Origin of the sequence: Cohnella mopanensis (assembly GCF_022352055.1) — a bacterium.
Taxonomy (GTDB): Bacteria; Bacillota; Bacilli; order Paenibacillales; family Paenibacillaceae; genus Cohnella; species Cohnella mopanensis.
In genome coordinates, this window is record NZ_JAKRWM010000001.1 from 777,070 (window position 1) to 799,978 (window position 22,909).

Below are 22,909 nucleotides of genomic sequence, written 5' to 3' on the forward strand. Positions count from 1 at the left end.
CTTATTCGCTAGTAGGAGGAAAACATGAAGAAGCAACCCCAAATAACGGATAAAACAAGACAAAAGTTTATAGAAGTTTTTTGTGAGTTATATAGCCAAAAGCCGATTGAGAAAATTTCGGTTCAGGAAATTGCGAATAAGTCAGGATATAACCGCAGCACCTTTTATCAATACTTTACTGACATTTACGAATTGTTAGACTCTGTTGAAAATGACTTATTGAATGAAATGAAAAAAGAATTGGCGAATAAAGAGCTATCGATGCATATGGTTCAAGATACACTCTATTGTCTGGACAAAAGAGAACATCTCCTGGTTCTTAATGCCCTTTTGGGTGATTATGGAGGTACCCGTTTTTTAAAACGCTTAAAAGAAGAAATCACTTTGGATCAATTAGAATTAAACGTTCCGCAAAACCATTCCTTAACGCCATACTTAATTGAGTTTTACCTGACAACTTCCCTTTCTTTATTTCGTCTTTGGCTCCAGCGACAAAAGGATTTATCGTCAGAAGAGTTTTTCAAGTTAGTGGACAACCTATATTCAAGAGGGATTACGCCCTATTTTAAAGAATGAGTCTGTCATTCAAACCTAATCCAACGGTGACGAACGCATCCCCCGCTATGAGAGCTCGCGATCGATCTTCGTAAAGCGAAATGTGGCCTGGAGTATGGCCTTTTGAATGAATCCATCTCCAGCCCGACATTTCGGGAACACTCCCGTTGACGGACAATGTATCCAAGTATGGACGAATACCGATTGGTTCACTGGGAAACCAAGGGATGCAACGCCGAGAAATCGAATGCTACTATAAAAGGAGGTTAACGTCCTCCGTTGCTCTTTATCAATGTCTTCGGTTAACAAGGCATAATACTAGGCAGTACAGCGCCTAATCCGATGGAGCTCATGAACACAAGCGGCAATCGGTATATATTCTTGACACCGGTTTTTGTCAAGAATATATACCGATAAAAAGAAAAACCCGCGATTTACGCGGGCTTGAATCGGTACACATTCTTGACATCCGACATATATATTTCCCATTCCATAACTAGGAGCCATCATTTTTGGCGTCTTACACCTAAAAATAAATAACCGATTCCCTCTTTTTTAAAACAGAATTAACCATAAAATTATAGTTTCAGTCCGATGGTATCCTCTTGTCTATGATTCAAGCCACCACTTTCAATCCTATAATAAAATACTTATAAATCCCACTATAGCCAAACGGCCAAAGTGGATATAATCTTACTCTAAATTACTGGAGGTAGCGCTCCGTACTCTGCCCACTGCTCTTTTGTCGGGCCGTAAAGATCCGGCACATGAAGGCCTGCCTGACGCATCAGGACTGTCATCTGACCACGATGATGAATCTCATGCTTTACGAGAATATCCAGCATTAAGCCGTTTGGCCATTGATCACCATACATATCGCTCATGATAAGCAGATTCTCATCTTTCCAACTGGACTGTATAGCATCAAGGAGCGCTTGTGAGGTCCTCTTATAGACTAACGCGATGTCTGCTGCCGAAGCTGGCACCGGCATATCTTCGCCCGGTCCTTCGAAAGACAGTCCCGTCCGAGATGGCATTTCGTGCAACGTCTGTACAAGGTGCCATGCAACACGTCCAAGCGTTCTATGATCGCTTGTTATCTGTTGGCCAAGAGACTCGTCGGTCAGCATCTCCAGTGTCCGCATTGTTGCTTCCGTTTCATTCTGCCAAGTTGCGGCAAAATCTTTAATGTATTTATATATATCCAACATCTCCTTTTTGTAATGGAATCAAGTTTATTATACCGAACACTAGTTCGCAAGTAAATATTTATATTTACTTAAACTACCACTACCGGATGCGTCGGCTTACCTGTTTCGTACGCGGAAACTTGTTGGCAAATGTTACTGGGGACTGGAAATATCAGTTCATAGACTCTGTCGAAATCGTCTTGCATCCGTTGAATAATGCAAAATTTTGAAAGCAATTGTTCAAGGCTGTTCTCAATTGCTTTGTTGGCTTTATGTCGTTCTCGTACCAGATGTTTTTAACAACGAGCGTCCCGGATTTTCGCTCCGCGATTACCTCGGCTCGTCCGATGAGGCTTTCTCCGTATATTAGAGGCAACACATAATAGCCGAATTTCCGTTTGATTGCAGGCGTGTAAATCTCCCAGGTGTAATCGAATCCAAACAATACGTTGATCAGTTTTCTGTCCCATATGAAATTATCTAGTGGGGCAATCAGCTCGCAGCGCCATTTCGGCGCCGGATTTTGCAGAACGGCTTCAATAAGCGGCAAGTCCTCCGCGCGACAGTACAGTATATCCTTCAATTGTTCCACGGCAACAGCAACAATGCGAGCTTCGTACAACAGTTGACGGAAAACCTCGTTGCGCTGCTCCGCTTTCAATCCCCATATGTTCAGCCAGGCATCGGATGCGCGATTCCATAAAAGGCCAACAGCGCCGATTCGACGCAGTACCCGCCACTTGTGATGCTCATGCTCGCCCTCCAGCGGCTCCGGTGCATTCAGCAGATTTGGCTGTATGTACTTCCCGGCGATATCGTAATATTTACGCGTTCCTTTTTTGTGATGTATAATCAACTCGCCTGTCGAGTACATCTGCTCCAGCACCGACCGGGATGAATTGTTTCCGCTGCTCCAGTGGATGGCCGATTGCCAAGTGAAATTTCCATCCAATTTTAGATCATCCGAACTTAGCGCACCGTGATTTTGGATGTGAGCCCGTACTTGCTCTATCAACGCTTCCATTTCGGGATAGCGCTTGGCATGTTGTCGGGCGGCCTGCCTGTACCGCTCAAAATACGGCCAGTCCTCGACAGGAATAATGGCCAAATTCTTGTCGGGATAATCGACAAGGCTTCTATCTTGATACAGCAACTCGGCGAGCATGTTCTTGGTAAATCCTTTGATTCGCGACTGCAACACCAGTTCGGCGTTTTTTCCGCAAACATCGATGGGATCGTATTGAATACAGCCGACCTGCCGCACAAAATTCAATACTCCCTGCTTTCCGGTAAATTGATGTTCGCCCAACAGCCCGTGCTTCAATAGCAGAAATTGCCGTGCCTGGCGGTTCGTCAATTGGATCATGTACACATCGGCTCCTTAACGAAACAAACGGGAGTAGCTTGCACATGATGATGGATGGCGAGGTTGCTTATCTCAATAAAGTTACTATTTGCTTCTTTCCATAATGATGGTATCCATTGGGGAGCTTCATTAGCAAACCCCTTTCCTAATTTTCCAATAACCGAAAATTGCTTTTTTTCAATGATTTCAACCACACCTATTCCCCCTATTCGTTGGAAAATACAAAAAAAAAAAAACAAACATACGTTCCCGTTAAATGTTACCATTGTCTCGAGCATAAAAACAAGAGCTATTGAAAAATAACTGCCCGTTAGTTGAGCGACCATGAGTGAAAGTTAGACCACCTTATTACCAATCAACTGCTGGTTCTAACGGCTATATTCAATTTCGTTTGTGCTACCGTTAACGCATCTAGTTAGTTAAGAAATAAGCTGCCGCGGTTAAGGAGGTATGTAGTTGTCACAAGTCGGTTGAGGACGCAAGTTCTTGTCACTCGACATCAGCCGTCAGCTCAAGCTATACCTTTCAAGATTCCTTCATCCATCCACCTAGAGGATCAAGAACATAAGTGCAAATGTCTTGCAATTCCTCCTTCGATCCAGGTGAGTCAAGACATCTTTCAAGCATCTTTGCCATAGTTACATCTCGTGTTCTATCATTGCTGACGCGCGCGGGCGAGAAAATTTATGTCGTTTGAACACAATGTCCCCACTATTGTGCGTTTTTTCACGACAAACAAAGAAGCTTGATTTCTCAAGATTCAGCGCGTTCAGTTATGTCCCCACTTTTGTGTCCTTAGACATTTGCATACTTACTTGCAACACGGTCATTAGATCACTACTTTATGAGAACCAAACGAATTGTCATCACTGCCCCCCTTTTCATCACAAGTACTTCTACTTATGGAGTGAGAAAACGATTTAAAGAATATTAAATACACTCAGCCCAGATAATATCCGCAATTATAAAACGCTCGCCATCGACGATAAATGATCTCGAATACGGATCAATTCGATCAAGTAAGCTTCATATATCGAGTTATTCTGCCCGTTTGTTTAATAAAAGGCTATGTTAGCGACTGATGTTGATTTCTGGAACTAAAGCGGACTTCCAATTATGTGGAAGTCCGCAAAAACTTTAAGCTTCTTCAACTAAAGCACCCGTTCGTTTAAGAACACTTAGTTGTACCAATTAAATATTCAATCCCAATTCAATCACTTATCTATTTACATATAGAATTGTCATCAAAAGAATTGGAATAATAATTCCTAAAGAACTACAAACGATACCTGTAATTGTTGTTTTTCTTCCACTTTGTTCGTTAACCCTTATTTCTTTTAGAGCTACAATACCAATTATTAAACCAATGACACCCAAAATTAATCCAACACTAAAATATAAAGCAATTGATAGAACCCCTAAAACCAAAGAAATGACAGCTTTTCTGTTTAAAAGCTTTTTATCTAATATTTCCTCTTTTCTCAACGGCAAGTACCTCCCTAAACATCCTCTTATATTATATTCTTCCATACTAAACCTTTGTCATTTCAACAATTATCCTTGTATATTGACAATACACTTTACATATCTATAAAGCTGAATATTCCCCTATTTTTTGTTTGAGTCTCGATTTACGACCGCAAAATCATTAAACTTCTGTTACTTAAAAGGCTGTCGATTTCTCGACAGCCTGGACAGAAGAATTACTTCTGCTGTTCATTGTATTTCAAATGTAAAATGGGGTAAGGGCGGCCTGCTCCATCCGTCAAATCTTCACCGGTTATTCCGAAACCGCTTTTTAAGTAAAACCTTGTCGCAATCTCATTTTGTTTATTCACATCAACGGACGTGATCTCAAAACCGTTGATGCATGTTTGCATAATTTGTTTCCCATACCCTTTTCCAATTTTATCGGGATCGAGAAACAGTGCTTCCAAGTGATTTTCATTGATGGCGGTAAAACCAATGATAGAGTCTTCGGTATACCAGAGACGTACATCAAGATGAGGAAAATACATGGGTAATTCTTTTTTGATTTCCTCTTTAACCTTGAAACTCAAAAAATGATGAGTGGCCATTACCGATCTTTCCCAAAGATTTATAATCATATCATAGTCATTAACAGTTGCTTTTCTGTTTTGTATCATTTCGTTCTGCTCCTTTTTCTTTTTACATAATCACGCTCCTTTCATCACATTTTTGAAGATGGTGATCGTATATCTCCAATTGATATATAACTTCATGCTTACCACTTTTTTCGGAATTATATTAATCGATTTGCGATCATGATCCTATATTTCATCGTCAGTAATATCCTTCTTCACTGACTTATCACCTTGCGCCATCTTGCGTAGCCATTGATTAATATCGACTCCGGTTAACGCACCAACAGTTTCCGGCATCTTGGCGATCAAATCTGTTACATAGCTCGTAACTTTGCCAGCACCTCCGTTAGTACCGTTTCCGCTTCCGCTGTCCACAATAACGATTTTCTCTGTCTTGGACAGCGGCTCCGCAATCGCCTTGGCGATTTCCGGAAATTTCTCCATGATGAGCTCAATGACAGCTGCTTCTCCGTACTTGCGCAGAGCATCCGCGATCTTGTCTTTCGCCTCTGCTTCCGCTAACCCTTTAAGCCTTATGACATCTGCTTCTGCCGTTCCTTCGGCTCTTTCCCTATCCGCGTTCGCGTTACCAGCCAACCTGACGGATTCTGCTTCGGCTTTCGCTTTCGCCTCAATCTGGTAGCGGTCTCCTTCGGCACGTTGTTCCTGCGCGAAGCGTTCCGCCTCCGCTTGCTTCTTCACCGTGGCGACAAGCTCCTTCTCCCGACGTTCAATTTCCTTGGACTCAAGCTCAATTTGCTTCTCCCGTTCAATGACCTGAATCTGCATCTCTTCGGCCTTAACGGATTGCAACGTGCGGGCTTCCTGCAGCTTGTACGCTTGGTCAGCTTCCGCCTTCTTCATATCCTGCTCCTGCTTAAACGCGGCTTTCTTCACTTCCATCGCCTTGTGAGCTTCAGCTATGTTCGTCTCCGCTGTGAATTCGGCTTTCTTGCCGTCTTCCAGCGCCTTGGACTTGGCTACCTGTTCATCCCGGTAAGCATTGGCTTTGGCTATCTCCGCATCCCGCTTGACGGAAGCGATCTGCGGTTGCCCGAGCGCATCCAGATATCCATTCTTGTCCCTTACGTCCCGAATCGTGAACGATACGATCTGCAAGCCCATCTTGTTCAAATCGCTTGCCGCCACCTCTTGGACGTTTCTCGCGAACTCTTCACGGTTTTTGTATACGTCCTCGACGGTCATCGTTCCTAATATGGCCCGCAGATGTCCTTCCATTGTTTGCGTGGCGATGCCCTTAAGCTCCGCATCCGGCTTGTCTAGAAATTGTTCAGCCGCCGTAGCCATCGATTCCTGATCGCCCTTAATTTTAATTTGCGCTACTCCGTCTACCATGACAGGAACACCGTGCACGGTATACACTTCAGGAGTATGAACGTCCACCGTCTGAACCTGCAACGATAGAAAGGAAGCGTTTTGCACAATCGGCCATACGAAGGTTCCACCTGCTTTGACGATCTTCATGCCGTCACGAGTAAGAGCTCCTGTCACTATCATGGCTTCGTCGGCTTTAACGGTACGGTATCTGGAAGCGAACACGATAATTAATAATACAATGACGATTACAATGCCTACGGGAATATATACCGTTGCGTCTACGTTCAATGCGATCTTCCTCTCTTAATGCGTATTATATATATTAGATTTTTTCTACAACAAAAGTACCAGCCAATTCATCCACTATCCGAACCAAGCTGCCCTGGGCGATTATAGCATTCTCTATCGCTTTAGCGGGAGCGCTGTGACGGGTTCCCCCTTGCACATAGACGATTTCACCCATTCTTAGCGCCTCGATCGATGTAACGACCTGTGCTTCGCAACCTATCATGGTTTTCGACGACTGTGCAATCCCTTTCTGCGCCGCTTGAAGCGGAATAACAACCAGGAAAAGCACCACTGAGGAGACCCCTAATGCAATTAACAAGGTCAAGCTAGTCACCACTACAGGCGACCAATCTGTATTGTGCAGTAGCATGTAACTGATCCCGCCGAATACGGTCAAGAATGTCGCTATAATCGTCGGCGATAAGAACGGCAGCTCTCCCGCATGAATTGCAAAACCCAGTAAATCTCCAACAATCGCTGATATAATCGCATAAGCGACACCTATACCAAAAAACACGATCATTAACGTTTCCAAAGTACACCTCCTCTAATAATCGATGTCTACTCATTATAAGGTATACGTTATTAAATTTGGAAGAAAGTTACTCCATTCATATTTAGGCTCGTTCAATCCGTAGACTCGAAAAGACATCCAATCTCTATAAAACAAAACCATCGTTCTGTCTCGAACGATGGTTTTGTTTTATCAGCAAGTAAATCTTGAAACATATCGATCAACGTACGCGCTGATCAATTTATTATCTTTTGTTGGTGTCATTTCTTCCAATTTTCTACAAAATGATCTACCGCTGCCTGTTCAATTGCCAGACCTTCCGTGTAACGCTCCATAAACAAGGCAAAGCCATTCACATCTGCGCTGTCAGGATAAACCTCTTGTCCTTCTGCATCATTGAACACTTTAGTGGCAAGGTAATCAGCCAAGCCCTCGTCCTGCTCCTTATTAACCATATAGGATGCCAAAATTGCCATCCCCCATGCGCCGCCCTCTCCAGCCGTAGACATGACCGAAATAGGAACATTCAGTGCTGCGGCACACATCTTTTGACCGACTAGCGGCGTTTTGAACAATCCGCCATGCGCCAAAATACGGTCAATCGTCACATGCTCCTTCTGTGTCAAAATATCCATCCCGAGCCTTAGTGCAGCAAACGCGGTAAACAGATGTACTCTCATAAAGTTAGCCAGATTGAAACGGCTTTCTGGAGAACGAACGAACAGCGGACGACCTTTTGCAAGCCCGGTAATGTTCTCACCTGAATAGTAGCCGTAGCTCAGCAAGCCGCCGCCATCAGCGTCTGCTTCCAGCGCTTTGTTGAACAGGACGCTGAATAACTGATTCATATCGGGTTTCAGTCCCATTGCTTCATAAAATTCACGGAACAAGCCGAGCCACGCATTAATATCGCTGGAGCAGTTGTTAGCAAGAACCATGCCGACAGGACTGCCATCAGGTGTAGTCACGATATCAATCTCAGGGTACACGGATATATCTTTATCCAGTACAATCATGGCAAAAATCGACGTACCTACGGAAATGTTGCCGGTACGCTTTTTGACACTATTCGTTGCGACCATGCCTGTTCCGGCATCTCCTTCTGGAGGACATAGCGGAATACCTGCTTGCAGGCTTCCTGATGGATCTAATAGTCGGGCACCAGCTTCATTGAGATATCCAGCATGTTCACCAGCAGTATAAACTTTAGGTAAAATATCTTTAAGATTCCACGGGTAGTCTTTATCGGCAATTAATTCGGCAAACTGCTTCACCATCTCTTCATTATATTGCAGTTCAGATTCATCGATTGGGAACATACCAGAGGCATCCCCCAAACCAAGAGCCTTGCTGCCAGTCAACAGCCAATGAATGTAACCCGACAAAGTTGTAATATAATCTATGTAAGTGACATGCTCTTCATCGTTTAAAATCGCTTGATACAAATGTGCAATGCTCCAGCGTTGGGGAATTTTAAATTGGAATTTCTCGGTTAGCTCCGATGCAGCTGTACCCGTTGTGCTATTGCGCCATGTACGAAACGGAACCAATAGCTCCCCTTCTTTATCAAGTACAATATAGCCCTGCATCATGCCAGAACATCCAATTGAACCGATTTTTTGCAGTGTTACGCCATAATTATTTTCAACCTCCTGCTTTAATTGGCGATAGGTTTCTTGCAACCCGTTAATCATTTCATTGAGATGGTAGGTCCAATAACCGTCGATCAATTGATTTTCCCACTCATAACTGCTGGAACCGATTGTTTCAAAATTGTAATCAATCAGTACAGCCTTGATTCGTGTGGATCCAAATTCGATGCCAAGCGAGGTTTCTCCCTTGACTATCGCTTGTTTAATATTTTGATCCATGATGGCATTGCTCCTCCTTTAAAATGTACGAGTATAAGTTTTGGTTATCATGGTGTGATAATAGCACTTACAACATAGTTTGTCTATTCAACAAACTAAGTTTATTATATGTCGGAAAATGAAGTGCGATATTTCCGTTTCGATGGCATTCGCCATGATCCTCTTCTTTTCTTTAATTTATTTTATGTTTGAAAAAACTGTTTTAATGGAAATAAAGCTCTTTTAAACCAGCACAAAGAAGAGCAATTGCATTTATCGCTCCTCTTTGTGCTATCTAACTATCTGACCGTTAGCTTAATAAACTTCTCTCTTCCCTACGGCACGGCTATTTCTCCAACTCATAGCGGGCCGCGATAATGCCCGACTTGAGCGTTCGGCTAGACAGCAGCTTGAGCCTGATTTTCTCACCGTCGCCGTGGAATGCCGATTTTCCGCCGCCCAAGATGACCGGACAAATCGTCAGAAGGAATTCATCGATCAGGCCGAGCTCAAGCAACGTCTTCGCCGCCCCCGGACTGCCGAAGATAACGAGATTTTTGCCAGGCTGCTCCTTGAGCGCATTGATTTCCTCTGCAATATTGTCCTTGATCAGCATCGTATTGTTCCATTCGACAATGTCCATCGAGCCGGAAATGACGATCTTCTTAACATCCTGCAGCCATTTGGCATGCTCCATACCGTGCCTCGACGCATCCGGATTGTCCAGCACCGTGGGCCAGTAGCTCTCCATCATCCGATACGTCGTGCGTCCGTATACGGGAGAGCCGACTTCGGCTACGATCTCCTCGGCGTATTTCTCTAATTCCTCGTTGTACGGAATCCAATCTAGTCCTCCGTTCGAATCTGACGCATACCCGTCCAGCGACACATGCATAAACAATACGAGTTTTCTCATGTTGCTTCTCCTCCGATTTAGAATTTAGTTGTTCGATTTTTTGGCAGTAGGCCCGTGTTTCGTCCTGCTCATATGTTTACTATAAATCATTACGTTACGTAAGGATCAAGTGGAAATCTGAATTTTATTCGAAGACAACAATGTTGCGCAAATCTGCCCGTTAGTTCAATAATTAAGAACGCTCCCGCGCCTTCGCAACCTGTTACTTAGACATGAGAACACTGGCAAAATCGTGAGAATCGTCAAGTGATTTTCTTGCAATTACAGAACCTTCACCATTTAGTGCCTCAATCTCATAAGGAACTTCTGCTGACGATGGAAATACGACATACCAAAGTCTTTGCTCTCCACCATACTCAATCAACTTGGCATAGTACTTTCCAGCATCATCACCGCCAATCGAAACATTGACATTTGTAATGTCTGAATTGGTTATTTGCCCGAAAATGATTGGGAAAGGTCCATGTATTCCTTTAGACCGCGGTATACTCATATAAATAAGCGCCTCATTCGAATCCGATCTGCTTCTTCCATATCCTCCGCCCATGACCCATTTCCAACCAAGCCATGTTTTATGTACAAATTCAATCTGTAGATTTGTACTATTTTCCTTCTGTTCATATCGTTGAAGGAAGAAAAGGACGCCCCCGTCAACGGATTCTCGATGTAATACCTGCATCGGGGTATTACGGAACTTCTGTACTGCTTCTTCTGGCGTTCGCCCAGTTGGAATGCTTAAAGTTTCTGTTAGTCCTATCGCTTTTGAATACTTCCAATCAGCGATCCCCCCAGGAACATTATAAGCATAGAGAAAAACAACAAATAGAACACAACATGTAAGGACTGCTCCAGACCATATGAGCCATCTCTTCATACTTGTTCGCTTCCTTGAATGCATATTTTTTTTTACCACCCTGTTGGAACTTGGCTTATCATTTACGATGTTTCTTTCAGTTCCGCCGGCTCCGGAAAGGCGAGTAGCTGGCCCCTCGTCTGCACCACTATCATGCCGCTGTCGCGCAAAGTAGGGCCGAAAGCGCGCGTCGGTACGTCCATCCGGAACAACGTTCTGTTCTTGCTCAGGTTCATGACGATTAGCTTCTGGTCGGTTTGGTAAATATACAGCCCATTGCCTAAGATATCGAACCGGGCGATCGGATTATCGATCGCGTATCCGACTACCGCCGCTTTGTCCTCGGTCTTTACCCCGTAGAGCCGATAGCTTCTACCATCCTTGGATACGAAGAATACCTTGCCGGCTGCTGGTCCGGCGGCATAGTTTACGTTTGAATTGCCCCCATACACCCAGTAGATCTCCTTCTTCGTTGAAGGCGCGGCCGGATCCGCATCGAGCGGATAGGCAAGGACTTTTATGCCGAAGGAGAGATAGATTTTGCCTCCGCTCACGAAGACGGTGTCGATAATCCGCTCCTTGCCGTTCGGATTGATCTTGGCCGATTCATATTCCGTCGTCTTGAGCACTTTGCCTGTTCGCCAATCGACGGTTTTGACCGCCGCGCCTTCCGGCTTATCGATTGCGAAGATATAATCCAAGTGCCGTGCCATGAACGTACCTTTTGCATCATCAACGTATAAGGGCTCGCCGATGTCCATCAGCTTCCACAGCACCTTGCCCGTCTTCCGGTCAAGTCCGAGCGTCATGTCGTACATATAGGCGCCGGATTCCCAATGCCGCTCCACCAAAACATCGCCCATCGTCGTCACGGTCCCGAAAGCCGGAAACTCGTAATCGTCCTTCCATAACCGCTTGCCGTCGGACAGACGATACGCGTATACATGATCGCTGACCGAGATCAGCTCGTCATTAGCCACCGTAAACTGATGAACGTCCGGCTGCTTAGCCGACGACGCCCAAATCCGTTTGCCCGTCGTCGTGTTCACCGCATGGAGAGTACCGTCGCCGGAGGCTACGAACACTTTGCCATCCGAATAGGCGAGCGGCAGCTTCAATCCGCTGCCGTATTTCCAGATCCGCTTGCCGGTCTTGACCGATAAGGCGAGCAGCTGTCCTTGGTTCAGATAGAAGACTTTTCCCTCCTCCACAAGCGCAACCCCACTGTTCAAATCGAAGCCGGGATCGAAACCCGACATATCCACCGTCCAAGTCGGCTCGACGGTCTTCGCATCATTCAAGTAGTCATAGTTATCGCCAATATAAGACGATTGTCCTTTTAATCCTCCCGCATCGGCAACGCCTGCTCCCAAAACTCCCAATACCACCGCCAGCACCGCTATGACGAATAAGATTATATTTTTCATCCAGACACCATCTTTCCATTATTTTACTGTAACTGTAGACGCAGCAGTATCCCGAAAGTTGCTTCTCCGCTTGCGGGCGCCTCTTGAAGAGGGACATAGAGTAAATGATAAATTGCGTTAAACTTCCCGTTAGCACAACAACGGCAGCCGATCGTTATGGCCGGCTGCCGTCGTGTCATCATTGTGCTATAGTTCCCCGTTAGTTCTATCAGTTAGTTTAATCCCCTCCCCCCCCTATTTCGACCATCCGTCGGGAATGAGACAAAGTTCTTGTCACAAATTGGGAATGGGTCAATGATCTTGGCTTCCGACACGATTAAAAAAAAGATGACCCTGAACAACCAGGAATCATCTTAAACGATCGTTTTTTATTAATCGATAAAATGCACGTATTGCAGGAACCTCTTCAGCATAACCGCTGCCTGTGCCCTCGTTGCATATTCCGTCGGCGCGAAGCGTCCGTCTTCCATCCCTTTAATAATGCCGGCTTCCGCTGCTCGGACTACCGCTGCTTGCGCCCATGAAGAAATGGAGTCACGATCCGTGAGAGCGGCCAGGCGGCCGCCCTCTTGCCCAACGCCACCGGTTCCATGGCCGGTGAAGGTTAAGGCGCCGCCGATCACCACGGCCATTTGCTCGCGGGTAATCGGGTCGTTGGGCGCAAAACGGCCGGCACCGATGCCTCTCACCAGTCCGCTCGCCACCGCCGCATCGACCGCAGATGCATACCATGCGGATGCAGGGACATCCGCAAAACGGGCACCGTCCTCGCTCTCCTTCACGGACAGCCCCAGCCCGCGAACGAGCAAGGCCGAGAATTCCGCTCGAGTAATGGTTCCCTCTGGCCCGAAACGGTCGGCCGCCACGCCGTTCACCAGCAGCTTGGACGCCAGATGCTCCACATCCGCCTTCGCCCAGTATCCGTTTAAGTCGGCGAACGTTCGGGCCTGCACATCTACGACTGTGTACAAGCTGTTATGCGGCACGTTCAGAATCGCTTCCTTTGTGCCGTCTGGACCGGTTTCCAGCTGTGCCGGAACAAAAACGACGGTTCCGTTTGCCGGGATATACTGAACGGCAACCAGGTTACGGTTCGTTTTCTCTCCGTACAATTTAATGGTCCGGATCAAGTACGATCCGCCGAAGTCGCGCACCTCCAACGTTTGCCCGTTTGCTTCCGCCGTCACCTTGTAGTCGATGACGTCGGCGATTACTGCAAAACCTTGGGAAACGCCAATCCGATCGATCTCCTGTCGAACATCCTCGCCGGCCTGCTCCTGAATGATGCTCACGGTCAAATCCGATACTTCCGCGTCGAGACGCTCCGCCAAGCCGGTCAGATCGATCACGCTTATCCGTAATTGGAAGCTGGTGTCGTTCAGCCTCACCTCGATAATCGCATTCGGATAACCTTTGGCCATATCCGCGATCCAGTCAGCCGGAAAACGTGTCTGTACCGCTTTCTGCCGATCACCGATTTCAATGCTGACAAACGGTTCCTTCGCATCTTTCAGGAGTTCCAGCACTCGCTCCCTCGTCCGTTCGGAGAGGATGACCTGTTCGATCACCGTGCCGTCCGAACGCGTGACCTGTTCGATGTCGGATGGATCGACAAGAGCGGTAATCCCGCCATCCGGATTTAACTTCACGGTCGTCCCCGATGTGAGCGGTCGATCGCCGTAATACGACGAAGACGGTGTTGAGATGCCGGTGACGAGAATGGCTTTCACTACTTCATTGCCTGCTTCGTCTCGGGCATATACGGTATAGTCACCGTTGGCAGTTATGGTGAATTGCGGCGCTGACAAAATATCGGTTCCTGCCGTTCCGCCGGCAAAATCAGCCTCGCTAAGGCTTCCAGGCAGCCAACGAAGCTCCGTCAGCGCATTACCCGCAGCTACTCCGTACACGCTTGCCGTCACGCTGATCGCTTTACTTGCCAATCCGTTCGGTACAGCCGTCAGGGTAACATCGGGCGGTATCGCCACAATACGTATTCCGCTCGTGTCCGGTGCTTCGTACGTCAGCGAAGCGACGGCTCCGCCGGAGGCGCGAACGATGTTTGCGCCGTTCGAGAGCTCCAACGCGTCTGCAACTTCAATACCGTCCACATCCGCGAGCCCGGCCGGAATTTCGTATTCGAAAGTAAGTTTCGTCAATGCCGTGCCGCGCGCTCCAGTATACGGGGCATATACCGTCTGAGTGACGGAATCGTCTCCGACCATGATCGGAACGGCCGGTGTCCCGGTCACGGTTACTTCGTATCCGTAAAATACCGTAAAGCGAATCGTGTCGCTCGTGCCGTACAAATCATTGGCCGAGGCGGTTAGCACCAACCCCACCCAAGCGGATTCAAATTCCGCCAGAGCATCGCTCAAACTGGCAGCGGCCTCATCCAATCGAGTCTGAGATTGGTTTTTCGCATCGTCGGCAATAGCCTGCGCCGCATCTATCGCGGTCTGCAGGGCAGCGCGGTCGTCAGCCGATATCTGCCCTACATCCGTACCTACCGGATGATCCGTCAGCGCCTGCTGCGCCGCCGTAATCGCCGCGCCCAGCGCCGTCGGAATGCCCGGTTGAATAACAGCGGCATTAAAGACTTGAACCGCTGAATTTAACTGGCCGACGGCAGTATCCAATTGATCCTGCGTGTAACTGCTCGCGTTATCGAGAATCTGCTGCGCAGCATTGGACGCGATCTGCAGTGCGGTACGCGTTCCCGCTGACGCCTGCCCCACGTTTACGCCTTGCGGATGATCCGTCAGTGCCTGATGCGCCGCCGTAATCGCCGCGCCCAGCGCCGTCGGAATGCCCGGTTGAATAACAGCGGCATGAAAGACTTGAACCGCTGAATTTAACTGGCCGACGGCAGTATCCAATTGATCCTGCGTGTAACTGCTCGCGTTATCGAGAATCTGCTGCGCAGCATTGGACGCGGTTTGCAGTGCGGTGCGCGTTCCAACTGACGCCTGCCCCACGTTTACGCCTTGCGGATGATCCGTCAGTGCCTGTTGCGCCGCCGTAATCGCCGCGCCCAGCAGCATCGGAATGCCCGGTTGAATAACAGCGGCATTAAAGACTTGAACCGCTGAATTTAACTGGACGACGGCAGTATCCAATTGATCCTGCGTGTAACTGCTCGCGTTATCGAGAATCTGCTGCGCAGCATTGGACGCGATCTGCAGTGCGGTACGCGTTCCCGCTGACGCCCTGCCCTACGTTTACACCTTGCGGATGATCCGTCAGTGCCTGTTGCGCCGCCGTAATCGCCGCGCCCAGCGCTGTCGGAATGCCCGGTTGAATAACAGCGGCATTAAAGACTTGAACCGCTGAATTTAACTGGACGACGGCAGTATCCAATTGATCCTGCGTGTAAATGCTCGCGTTATCGAGAATCTGCTGCGCAGCATTGGTCGCGGTCTGCAGTGCGGTGCGCGTTCCCGCTGACGCCTGCCCCACGTTTACGCCTTGCGGATGATCCGTCAGCGCCTTTTGAGCCGCCGTGATCGCCGCGCCCAGCGCTGTCGGATCGCCGGCTGTGATAATCACGTCTTCGAATGTATCTATCGCCGTTTCCAAATTTGCAACAGCCACTTCCAATTCGTCCTGCAGATATTTGTCAGCTTGATTGAAAATTTGTTGGGCTGCAGCGATCGCGTTCTGCAAAGTGCTGCGGTCTCCCGCCGACGTTTGTCCCACGTTTACGCCTTGCGGATGATCCGTCAACGCTTGCTGCGCCGCCGCGATCGCCACCCCCAACGCCGCGGGATTGCCGGCCTGGACAATTTGCGCATTGAATGCCGCGATTGAAGAGGTCAACGGGATTGCGGCGTTAGCCAGGTCGGAGGCGACGGTTGCATTCCCGATTCCGTCGATAAAAAGCATGGCTGCGTCATAGGCTGCAGACAAGTCGTTGTAAGCATTGGCCGGCACTTGTCCTACGCCTGTGCCCGGCAGATGACTTTTCAACAACGACTTGGCGCTAGCGACCGCTTGAAACAACACCGTTCCGTCCACAAACGTATGTCCGTTGCTCGGCGCATAAGCGGCTGCAGGTGAATTCGCAATTCCGAATATTTTCAGATTGCCTGGATTGCCCGCAAATACGCCTGTCCCAAAAGTTGTTGCATTGCTTAACACCGTTACGCTTGTCAAGCTGTTATTATAGAATGAGCTACTGGCGACATTCGTTACACCGGCCGGGATGACCAGTTTCGTAATGTGATTGGTGTCGAAAGCACCGCCATTAATCGTCTTCAAATTTTCCGATAATTTAATCGATGTCAAACTATTCATATAAAAAGAATAGTTGCCGATAGACGTCACGCTGTCCGGAAAAACGACGGTTGTAAGCGGATTGTTTTCGAATGCGCTGGCGCCTATCGTTAACAAGCTGTCAGGAAGGTCTATGGAAGTGAGGCTTGTATAACGGAATCCATACGTCTGAATGACTTTCACACTGTTCGGAATCACCACGCTCGTAATTTTAGGTTTGCCCGTACCGTACGTATCAAATGCTGATCTCCCAATCTCGGTTACCATCGTCCCCTGGTACGTACCGGGAATAACCACGTTCAGATCCGTGCCCCCGTAGTCCGTAACAGTTGCGCCGTTGGAACCGACTGTAAAAGTAAAGTCGTTCGCGGCTGCATATACAGGTCGAATCTGCGAGAATGAAGTCCCGAACGCAAATAATGCAATTAATAGACATAAGAATGAAATTTTCATGATTTTTCTCCTTTTCTATAACGGTTGAAGCGAGATGACGATGAGAGCAGAAGCTTGTCGAATGAACGGGATACGGATAGGTATCTGCGGTTTCTGCAACTGGACGACTACTATATTTCATTATAAAGACGGCCAATAAAAGAATAATGAAAGAATCAGCCAAAATCGCGTAGTATCAAGCCTTGAGAATTTTTGACGTTTTTGTGAAATCGGATTTCGAATAATGCCGTTTTATCTGTAAGTGATATTCGAAGGTGCCTTAGGATACTTTTGGCGAACGAATAGCCGGGGCAAAAAAAACCAAATGAGTTGTTACACTCATGTGGTTTTTGCTACGATGCCTCAACTTTTTAATACCCTTACCGAAAAATTCTCAAATTCATCAATATACCAGTGAGCGATGTGAGGGGAACCGCTTCGGCAGGCAAGCTTTCTAAATTTAAGTAATATACTGGACAAAAAATTAAACAGCGGCGGACCAAGACTTGAAAAATAAGTCCTAGACTGCCGCTGTTGTCATTAAACGTGTCCCGTTAGCTTAATGAAGAGTAACAAATGCAATATGCCAACTTTTGCCTAAACCCTGTTTTTGGTGGGTATTTTCCCCATGCAGCAATCACTCGCTCACGCATCTCTCGCATCCTTCTCAACAAATCCTCTTAATAATTTCATTCAAAACGTGATCCGACAAATAAAAAAGCCCTCGATTTACGCGGACTTCATTCGGACAATGCGAGTTTTATCTGATTTCGGTAAGATTATTCCCGTTAACAAATATGTAGACTAATTGCCGGAAGCACTTGATTACCCTCCTCCGAGTATGACTTTGATTGTAGGCATCTGTTGGCTTCACATTAAATCAATTATCTTTGATGTATTGATCAGGCTGAAAGTTCTAATGTTGATATTTGACCATAAGAAAACCACCTTGGTGAACAGGCGGTTTATTTAGCTTTCGTTCCCCATTAGTGAACGAGCAGTATAACTTAAATTATTAAAACTTACGTTTATGATAAGGGATACCATCGCCATCTTCGCAATAGGATTTGAGACTATAAAGGAAAATAGCCCAGTTGTAGTTACAGGAGCGATAAAATGGCGTTACTTCTTTCCAGTTCGTATGACGCAAAGTAATAAAAGACTTCCCGTTCTTCTCTTGAATATCAAAGGAAATAATCGTACCAATCCATTCTGGATCTGAATCTATACACTGCCAAACGACTTTTTTATTAGTGATCAATTCCTCTATTCTCATCTTAGTTATGTCATTGCTGCCAAATCGAAATTCATTAATAAAGCCAATCTGATTATTAATAATGAGTTCATTGGTCCATATTTCCGACAGTCCTTCAGCGGTGGTTAAAGTTTCATACACCTTCGACGCTGGAACATGTACGGTTTGCAAGTGCTCGATATTTGCCATGCTTTACTCCCTTCTAACTGCAATAATTTATGTTTGATGCTTATGATAACATTTGATGAATATAATAGTTTCTTTTGGATTGCTATGTTGCAGTTATTGCAATTATGGCGGCCAAAACGTTATTTCTCTTTTACTTTTAACAAACGTAAGCTGTTAAGTGTCACTATTACGGTCGCTCCCATATCGGCCAAGATAGCAAGCCACAAGGTCAGCCATCCCGGAACAATAAGCACCAGTGCAAGGAGCTTAATCCCTAAGGAGAACGTAACATTCTGCTTGATAATCAAAAGTGTTTTTTTGCTTAGTCTAATCGTGTAGGGCAGTTTTCGCAAATCGTCTGCCATTAATGCGAGATCAGCTGTCTCCAGCGCAGTGTCAGTACCCGCCCCGCCCATCGCAATACCAACGGTAGAAGCCGCAAGCGCCGGTGCGTCATTCACTCCGTCACCGACCATTGCCACACCTGAATAACTTTCCCGTAACTTCTTGATATATTCGAGTTTGTCTTGCGGCAGCAGTTCCGCCTTTATATCGGACACGCCCAGTTGTTTGCCGATAGTGTTAGCCGTCGCTTGATTGTCACCTGTAAGCATGATCGTCTTTTTAATTCCGATGGAATGCAATTCTTCGATCACGGCTTTGCTTGAATCGCGTACGGCGTCGGCAACCGCGATTAGGGCGAGTACTTCTTCTTCCGTCCCCAACACCATAACGGTTTTCCCTTGAGTCTGCAGTGTAATGATTTGCTGGCGTGTCGTTTCGGTGATGTCATATTGCAACTCATCAAACAGCTTCGGGTTGCCTATAAAATATAGCTTGCCATCAACAGAAGCTTTAACACCTTTACCTGTGATCGACTGGAAGTCATCCACTGAAAATACCAAATGAGCGCCCATTTGCTCGGCTTTGCGAACGATTGCCGACGCTAATGGATGTTGGGAGCCTTTTTCAATTACCGCGGCGATCGAAAGCAATTCAATTTCGTTATGGCCGCTAAAAGTAACAATCTCCGTGACTTCAGGGAAACCATTGGTTAGTGTCCCCGTTTTATCAAAGGCTACAGCCGTGATATGTCCAGCCTCTTCTAGATGGATTCCGCCTTTGATTAGTACGCCATTTTGGGCTGCATTGCCGATTGCGGTAACGATTGAAATTGGAGTAGAAATGACCAGCGCGCAAGGGCATCCTACTACTAGTAGCGATAGACCTTGGTAAATCCAATCTTCCCAGTCTGCGCCAAATAAAGGCGGAACAACAGCGATTCCAATAGCGAGCAACATAATTGCCGGTGTGTAATATTTAGCGAATCGGTCGACAAATGCTTGTGATGGCGCGCGTTCAGCCTGGGCTTCTTCTACAAGGTGAATGATTTTTGAGATCGTCGTATCTTCAACACGCTTGGTAACTCTGACCTCAAGCAGTCCTTCCTCGTTCAATGTACCAGCGAATACCTCGTCTTCAATGGTTTTAGTGACGGGAACGGATTCACCCGTAATTGCAGCTTGATTGATCGTAGAAGTCCCTTTAATTACTACGCCGTCCATAGCAAGCTTTTGACCTGGCCTAACGATCATTATGTCGCCAACTTGAATATCATCAACATTCACTGTCAATTCGGCCGAACCGCGCCGGATCAAGGCTTCTTTAGGCGCAATGTCCATAAGCGAGCGAATGGACTGTCGTGCCTTTTGCATAGAGTAGCGTTCCAGTGCTTCGCTAATCGCAAATAGCACAACGACTACGGCACCTTCGCCCCATTTTCCAATCGAAGCTGCGCCAATTATCGCGACTGTCATGAGTGTGTTCATGTCAAATTGGAGCCTAAACAAATTCTTAATACCTTTTAGGAAGAGCTCATAACCGCCAATAATAATGGCGGCGCCAAACGCCAAAGCTGAGACGAGTTCTTCTTCGCCGTAGCTAAAAGCGAGGATATATCCGGCAGACATTAACAAAACGGAGAGCAGAACATTCCAATTCGCTTTCAAAAAGGGTTCTTTCTTTTCGATGACTCGCTGTTTTTCAGGCGTGAGCTTCAGGTTTTCAAAAGCACCGGCCTTTTCCAACTCCCTGATCGTGGTATTTCCAATGACGGTAATCTTGGCAGCGCCGAAGTTAACCTGTGCATCCGTAACACCGGGAAGGTTCTTTACATTCCTTTCAAATATTCCAGCGCAATTTGTACAGGTAAAGCCTTGTACGCGGTAAACCTGCTTATCGTTGTCTCCCTCATGTTGTTGCATGCTCCGTCAACTCCTTAGTGTGTGTTGAAGCCAGCTGGATAAATTGCCGAACATGTTCATCCTCTATAATATTGGCGACATCGCACACGCATAGTTCATCTTCTTCACACAAAGCGAATACGATTATCATATGGGTCTCAGCTATTTCAGACTTTAATTTCCCTACATAAAAAACGAAAAGCCTGATTTAACAAGCTTTTCTAAAGTCTTTTATGATGATACATTTGTGTCCCTAAACAACTATTTATTAAGCCCCGTTAAGCCTCGCAAACGTGATGTAATCAACTTGGGCGGGCTCTACCGATTCGATCCGAAGTGCCCGGTTGATCTGTCCCCGGTGATATTGCCCATGTAAGAGGACATGCGACAGGATGTCCCGGACGGACGTTCGGAACGGAATCCCGCTCTGGTTCGCATAGTCGACCATCTCGTCCAACTCGGATTCTTCGAGCTCTTCGATATAGACGCGATATTGCTCGGCGTTCTCTTCGAACATCGTCCGGATCGCCGTCAGATCTTCCGCTTCCTCCCACAACGAATATCGCGCGCTGCCCTTGCCCTGCAATCGGGACAGCCAGACTCGTTCCGCGACCGCGACGTGCCGAACCAGCTTCAGAAGGTCCTTGTTCTTCGTCTCACTCTCCTCGAGCGCATCCAAGATGCGTCCGTCCGCCCAGTACAAGTGGTCCATCATGCGCTTGATCGTCTTCATTTCGGTTCCCCCCTCTTCGTCTCATCGATTACTTGAACCTACTGTTATCCGTTAGATCACGTCTGCTGATAATTCACGGCAGATATTAGACAAGACCCGCACAGAAACGTGTAGAATATTCCCTCACTATCAGCGGCTTGTTCCATGTCTATTTGTCCGATAAACATCATCGTCTCTGAGCAGCAAGGACATGTAGGATATTCTGCGTCCTGAATCCAAGCTGGATGACCGCCGATCTGGGATACGGGTGCCTCAAGCGTCCAGCAGGCTCCTTCGAAGGTACCCATCAGTCGTTCCGATAGTCGCATGGTACGCCATATCGATTCTTCATCCGGCACCCTTTCTTGCAAAAAATCCGGTAATGAATTATATTCACTCCAAGAATAGCTGCCATCCAGTTCCACTTTCATAAACACGGTGCCATAACAGTTACAGTGCACGCAGGCCGCAATCCTTAGCTGCTCGCCGGGAAGATTGATAAACTTAATTAAAGGGTCCTGCAATTTGAAATCAAGCAGCACCGTCAGTCTACTTTTGCACCATGGACACTCTTGGTCATCCGTCTGCAATGCTACTACCACCGATCGTGCCAGCTCTGATTCCCCTATCCCTTCGCCGCATACTTCAATATGATAGCTCTTGGAATGAAAAAGCAGCCGCTTCCTGCCGTATTGATCCAGTTCCCATCCAGCTTCGTACGTATAATTCTCTGGGGACACATATAACTTAGATGCCCATGGAGGCGGATCATCTCTCCATTTCGTGAAAAGACGAATGACTTCTTCATCGCCAATCCAAGCCAATGCAAGCAAAAGAAGATTACGATTGTCCGAATCGCAATTCACCTGATGAATAAGCTCATCGCGTATAGCCGGCCCGGCATCCTTGTATAGAATACTAGGATTATATCTTCCTTTTCGAAAGAGGGTCTCGATCCCCCGCTCAATCCGTGAATTTGCGAAACATACCAGCGACAGCAGAATGGTTTCGGCTAGGTCAAAGTCACCATTGTCTATCAACGTGATTGCATATGTCTCCAATCGCTCGAATTCAGGTTCCGTCAGTTGATGATAAAGCACCTGCGCTCTTGTATGGTAAGGAAGGTCATTCTCAAGCGGGTTGTATTTACGTGGAGTATGCATGATTTTTAGAACCTCGACTGGATCCGTTACACCTGCGTACCGATTAACATCAATTCGATTTTTTTCAATATAAGCCTTCTCTTCTAACACAAGCTTCTTTTGACGGCATGGCATACAGATTCCACCCGTCTTTATAGCTGTCGCTGGAAGAATTGTTGCCGTACAGCCGGGGGTTTGGCATGGCAGGCGCTCGCTCATTATATCTACTCCCAGAATAATGTTCTCTCATGTCTAATTCGATGCAAGAAAACCTTCGGAA

The 22,909-nt window shown here is 46.8% G+C and carries 19 protein-coding genes and 1 pseudogene; 1 reads left to right on the plus strand and 19 read right to left on the minus strand.

The genetic code is table 11. The features are described from left to right. Nucleotides 1-24 precede the first annotated feature (24 nt). Complete coding sequence (locus L3D05_RS03590) at nucleotides 25-576, plus strand: TetR/AcrR family transcriptional regulator (protein ID WP_239614612.1); 552 nt, start codon at nucleotides 25-27, stop codon at nucleotides 574-576. Here the strand turns inward: L3D05_RS03590 and L3D05_RS03595 are convergent. The 19 genes and pseudogenes from L3D05_RS03595 to L3D05_RS03685 form a co-directional block, all read right to left on the minus strand. Beyond that, complete coding sequence (locus L3D05_RS03595) at nucleotides 566-742, minus strand: MBL fold metallo-hydrolase (RefSeq protein WP_439647925.1); 177 nt, start codon at nucleotides 740-742, stop codon at nucleotides 566-568. The two genes, L3D05_RS03590 and L3D05_RS03595, sit on opposite strands and share 11 nt — an antisense overlap. Nucleotides 743-1,253: 511 nt before the next feature. Next, the gene (locus tag L3D05_RS03600; protein WP_239614750.1) at nucleotides 1,254-1,757 is read right to left on the minus strand and encodes a DinB family protein; all 504 of its coding nucleotides are present in this window, start codon (nucleotides 1,755-1,757) and stop codon (nucleotides 1,254-1,256) included. A 160-nt stretch (nucleotides 1,758-1,917) separates the two neighbouring features. Next, on the minus strand, nucleotides 1,918-3,111 hold the full coding sequence (locus L3D05_RS03605; RefSeq protein ID WP_239614614.1) for a winged helix-turn-helix domain-containing protein: 1,194 nt from the start codon (nucleotides 3,109-3,111) through the stop codon (nucleotides 1,918-1,920). Next, the gene (locus L3D05_RS03610) at nucleotides 3,108-3,305 is read right to left on the minus strand and encodes a hypothetical protein (RefSeq protein ID WP_239614615.1); all 198 of its coding nucleotides are present in this window, start codon (nucleotides 3,303-3,305) and stop codon (nucleotides 3,108-3,110) included. The genes L3D05_RS03605 and L3D05_RS03610 overlap by 4 nt, the downstream gene beginning before the upstream one ends. Before the next feature lie 1,024 nt (nucleotides 3,306-4,329). Beyond that, nucleotides 4,330-4,596 carry a DUF4190 domain-containing protein gene (locus L3D05_RS03615; protein WP_239614616.1) on the minus strand — a complete coding sequence of 89 codons (267 nt, stop codon included), beginning with the start codon at nucleotides 4,594-4,596 and terminating at the stop codon, nucleotides 4,330-4,332. 218 nt (nucleotides 4,597-4,814) lie between these two features. Then, nucleotides 4,815-5,258 carry a GNAT family N-acetyltransferase gene (locus tag L3D05_RS03620; RefSeq protein WP_239614617.1) on the minus strand — a complete coding sequence of 148 codons (444 nt, stop codon included), beginning with the start codon at nucleotides 5,256-5,258 and terminating at the stop codon, nucleotides 4,815-4,817. 144 nt (nucleotides 5,259-5,402) lie between these two features. After that, nucleotides 5,403-6,842, minus strand: coding sequence for a flotillin family protein (locus L3D05_RS03625; protein WP_239614618.1), 1,440 nt, complete (start codon nucleotides 6,840-6,842; stop codon nucleotides 5,403-5,405). Nucleotides 6,843-6,876: 34 nt separating this feature from the next. Next, entirely contained in the window at nucleotides 6,877-7,377 is a 501-nt protein-coding gene (locus tag L3D05_RS03630; RefSeq protein ID WP_239614619.1) for an NfeD family membrane protein, read from the minus strand. Nucleotides 7,378-7,616: 239 nt separating this feature from the next. Further along, nucleotides 7,617-9,227, minus strand: coding sequence for a xylulokinase (locus L3D05_RS03635; protein ID WP_239614620.1), 1,611 nt, complete (start codon nucleotides 9,225-9,227; stop codon nucleotides 7,617-7,619). 325 nt (nucleotides 9,228-9,552) lie between these two features. After that, nucleotides 9,553-10,122 carry a dihydrofolate reductase family protein gene (locus L3D05_RS03640; protein ID WP_239614621.1) on the minus strand — a complete coding sequence of 190 codons (570 nt, stop codon included), beginning with the start codon at nucleotides 10,120-10,122 and terminating at the stop codon, nucleotides 9,553-9,555. Between the two features lie 202 nt (nucleotides 10,123-10,324). Continuing rightward, entirely contained in the window at nucleotides 10,325-10,996 is a 672-nt protein-coding gene (locus tag L3D05_RS03645; protein WP_239614622.1) for a hypothetical protein, read from the minus strand. A 62-nt stretch (nucleotides 10,997-11,058) separates the two neighbouring features. Beyond that, nucleotides 11,059-12,402, minus strand: a complete 1,344-nt coding sequence (locus L3D05_RS03650; RefSeq protein WP_239614623.1) for a PQQ-binding-like beta-propeller repeat protein — start codon at nucleotides 12,400-12,402, stop codon at nucleotides 11,059-11,061. A gap of 371 nt (nucleotides 12,403-12,773) precedes the next feature. Further along, nucleotides 12,774-15,521, minus strand: coding sequence for an S-layer homology domain-containing protein (locus L3D05_RS03655; RefSeq protein WP_239614624.1), 2,748 nt, complete (start codon nucleotides 15,519-15,521; stop codon nucleotides 12,774-12,776). 25 nt (nucleotides 15,522-15,546) lie between these two features. Continuing rightward, nucleotides 15,547-17,130, minus strand: a complete 1,584-nt coding sequence (locus L3D05_RS03660; RefSeq protein WP_239614625.1) for a leucine-rich repeat domain-containing protein — start codon at nucleotides 17,128-17,130, stop codon at nucleotides 15,547-15,549. A gap of 994 nt (nucleotides 17,131-18,124) precedes the next feature. Beyond that, entirely contained in the window at nucleotides 18,125-18,553 is a 429-nt protein-coding gene (locus tag L3D05_RS03665) for an SRPBCC family protein (protein WP_239614626.1), read from the minus strand. A gap of 119 nt (nucleotides 18,554-18,672) precedes the next feature. Next, a complete protein-coding gene (locus tag L3D05_RS03670) occupies nucleotides 18,673-20,796 on the minus strand; it encodes a heavy metal translocating P-type ATPase (protein ID WP_239614627.1) in 2,124 nt (707 codons plus the stop codon). Further along, a pseudogene (locus tag L3D05_RS03675) lies at nucleotides 20,783-20,935 on the minus strand (transcriptional regulator); the annotation flags it as partial. The pseudogene L3D05_RS03675 and the gene L3D05_RS03670, both read right to left, overlap by 14 nt. 108 nt (nucleotides 20,936-21,043) lie before the next feature. Further along, nucleotides 21,044-21,508, minus strand: a complete 465-nt coding sequence (locus tag L3D05_RS03680; RefSeq protein ID WP_239614628.1) for a DinB family protein — start codon at nucleotides 21,506-21,508, stop codon at nucleotides 21,044-21,046. A 56-nt stretch (nucleotides 21,509-21,564) separates the two neighbouring features. Further along, nucleotides 21,565-22,848 (minus strand): DUF1963 domain-containing protein, encoded by a 1,284-nt coding sequence (locus L3D05_RS03685; RefSeq protein WP_239614629.1) that lies wholly within the window; start codon nucleotides 22,846-22,848, stop codon nucleotides 21,565-21,567. Between the last annotated feature and the right edge of the window lie 61 nt (nucleotides 22,849-22,909).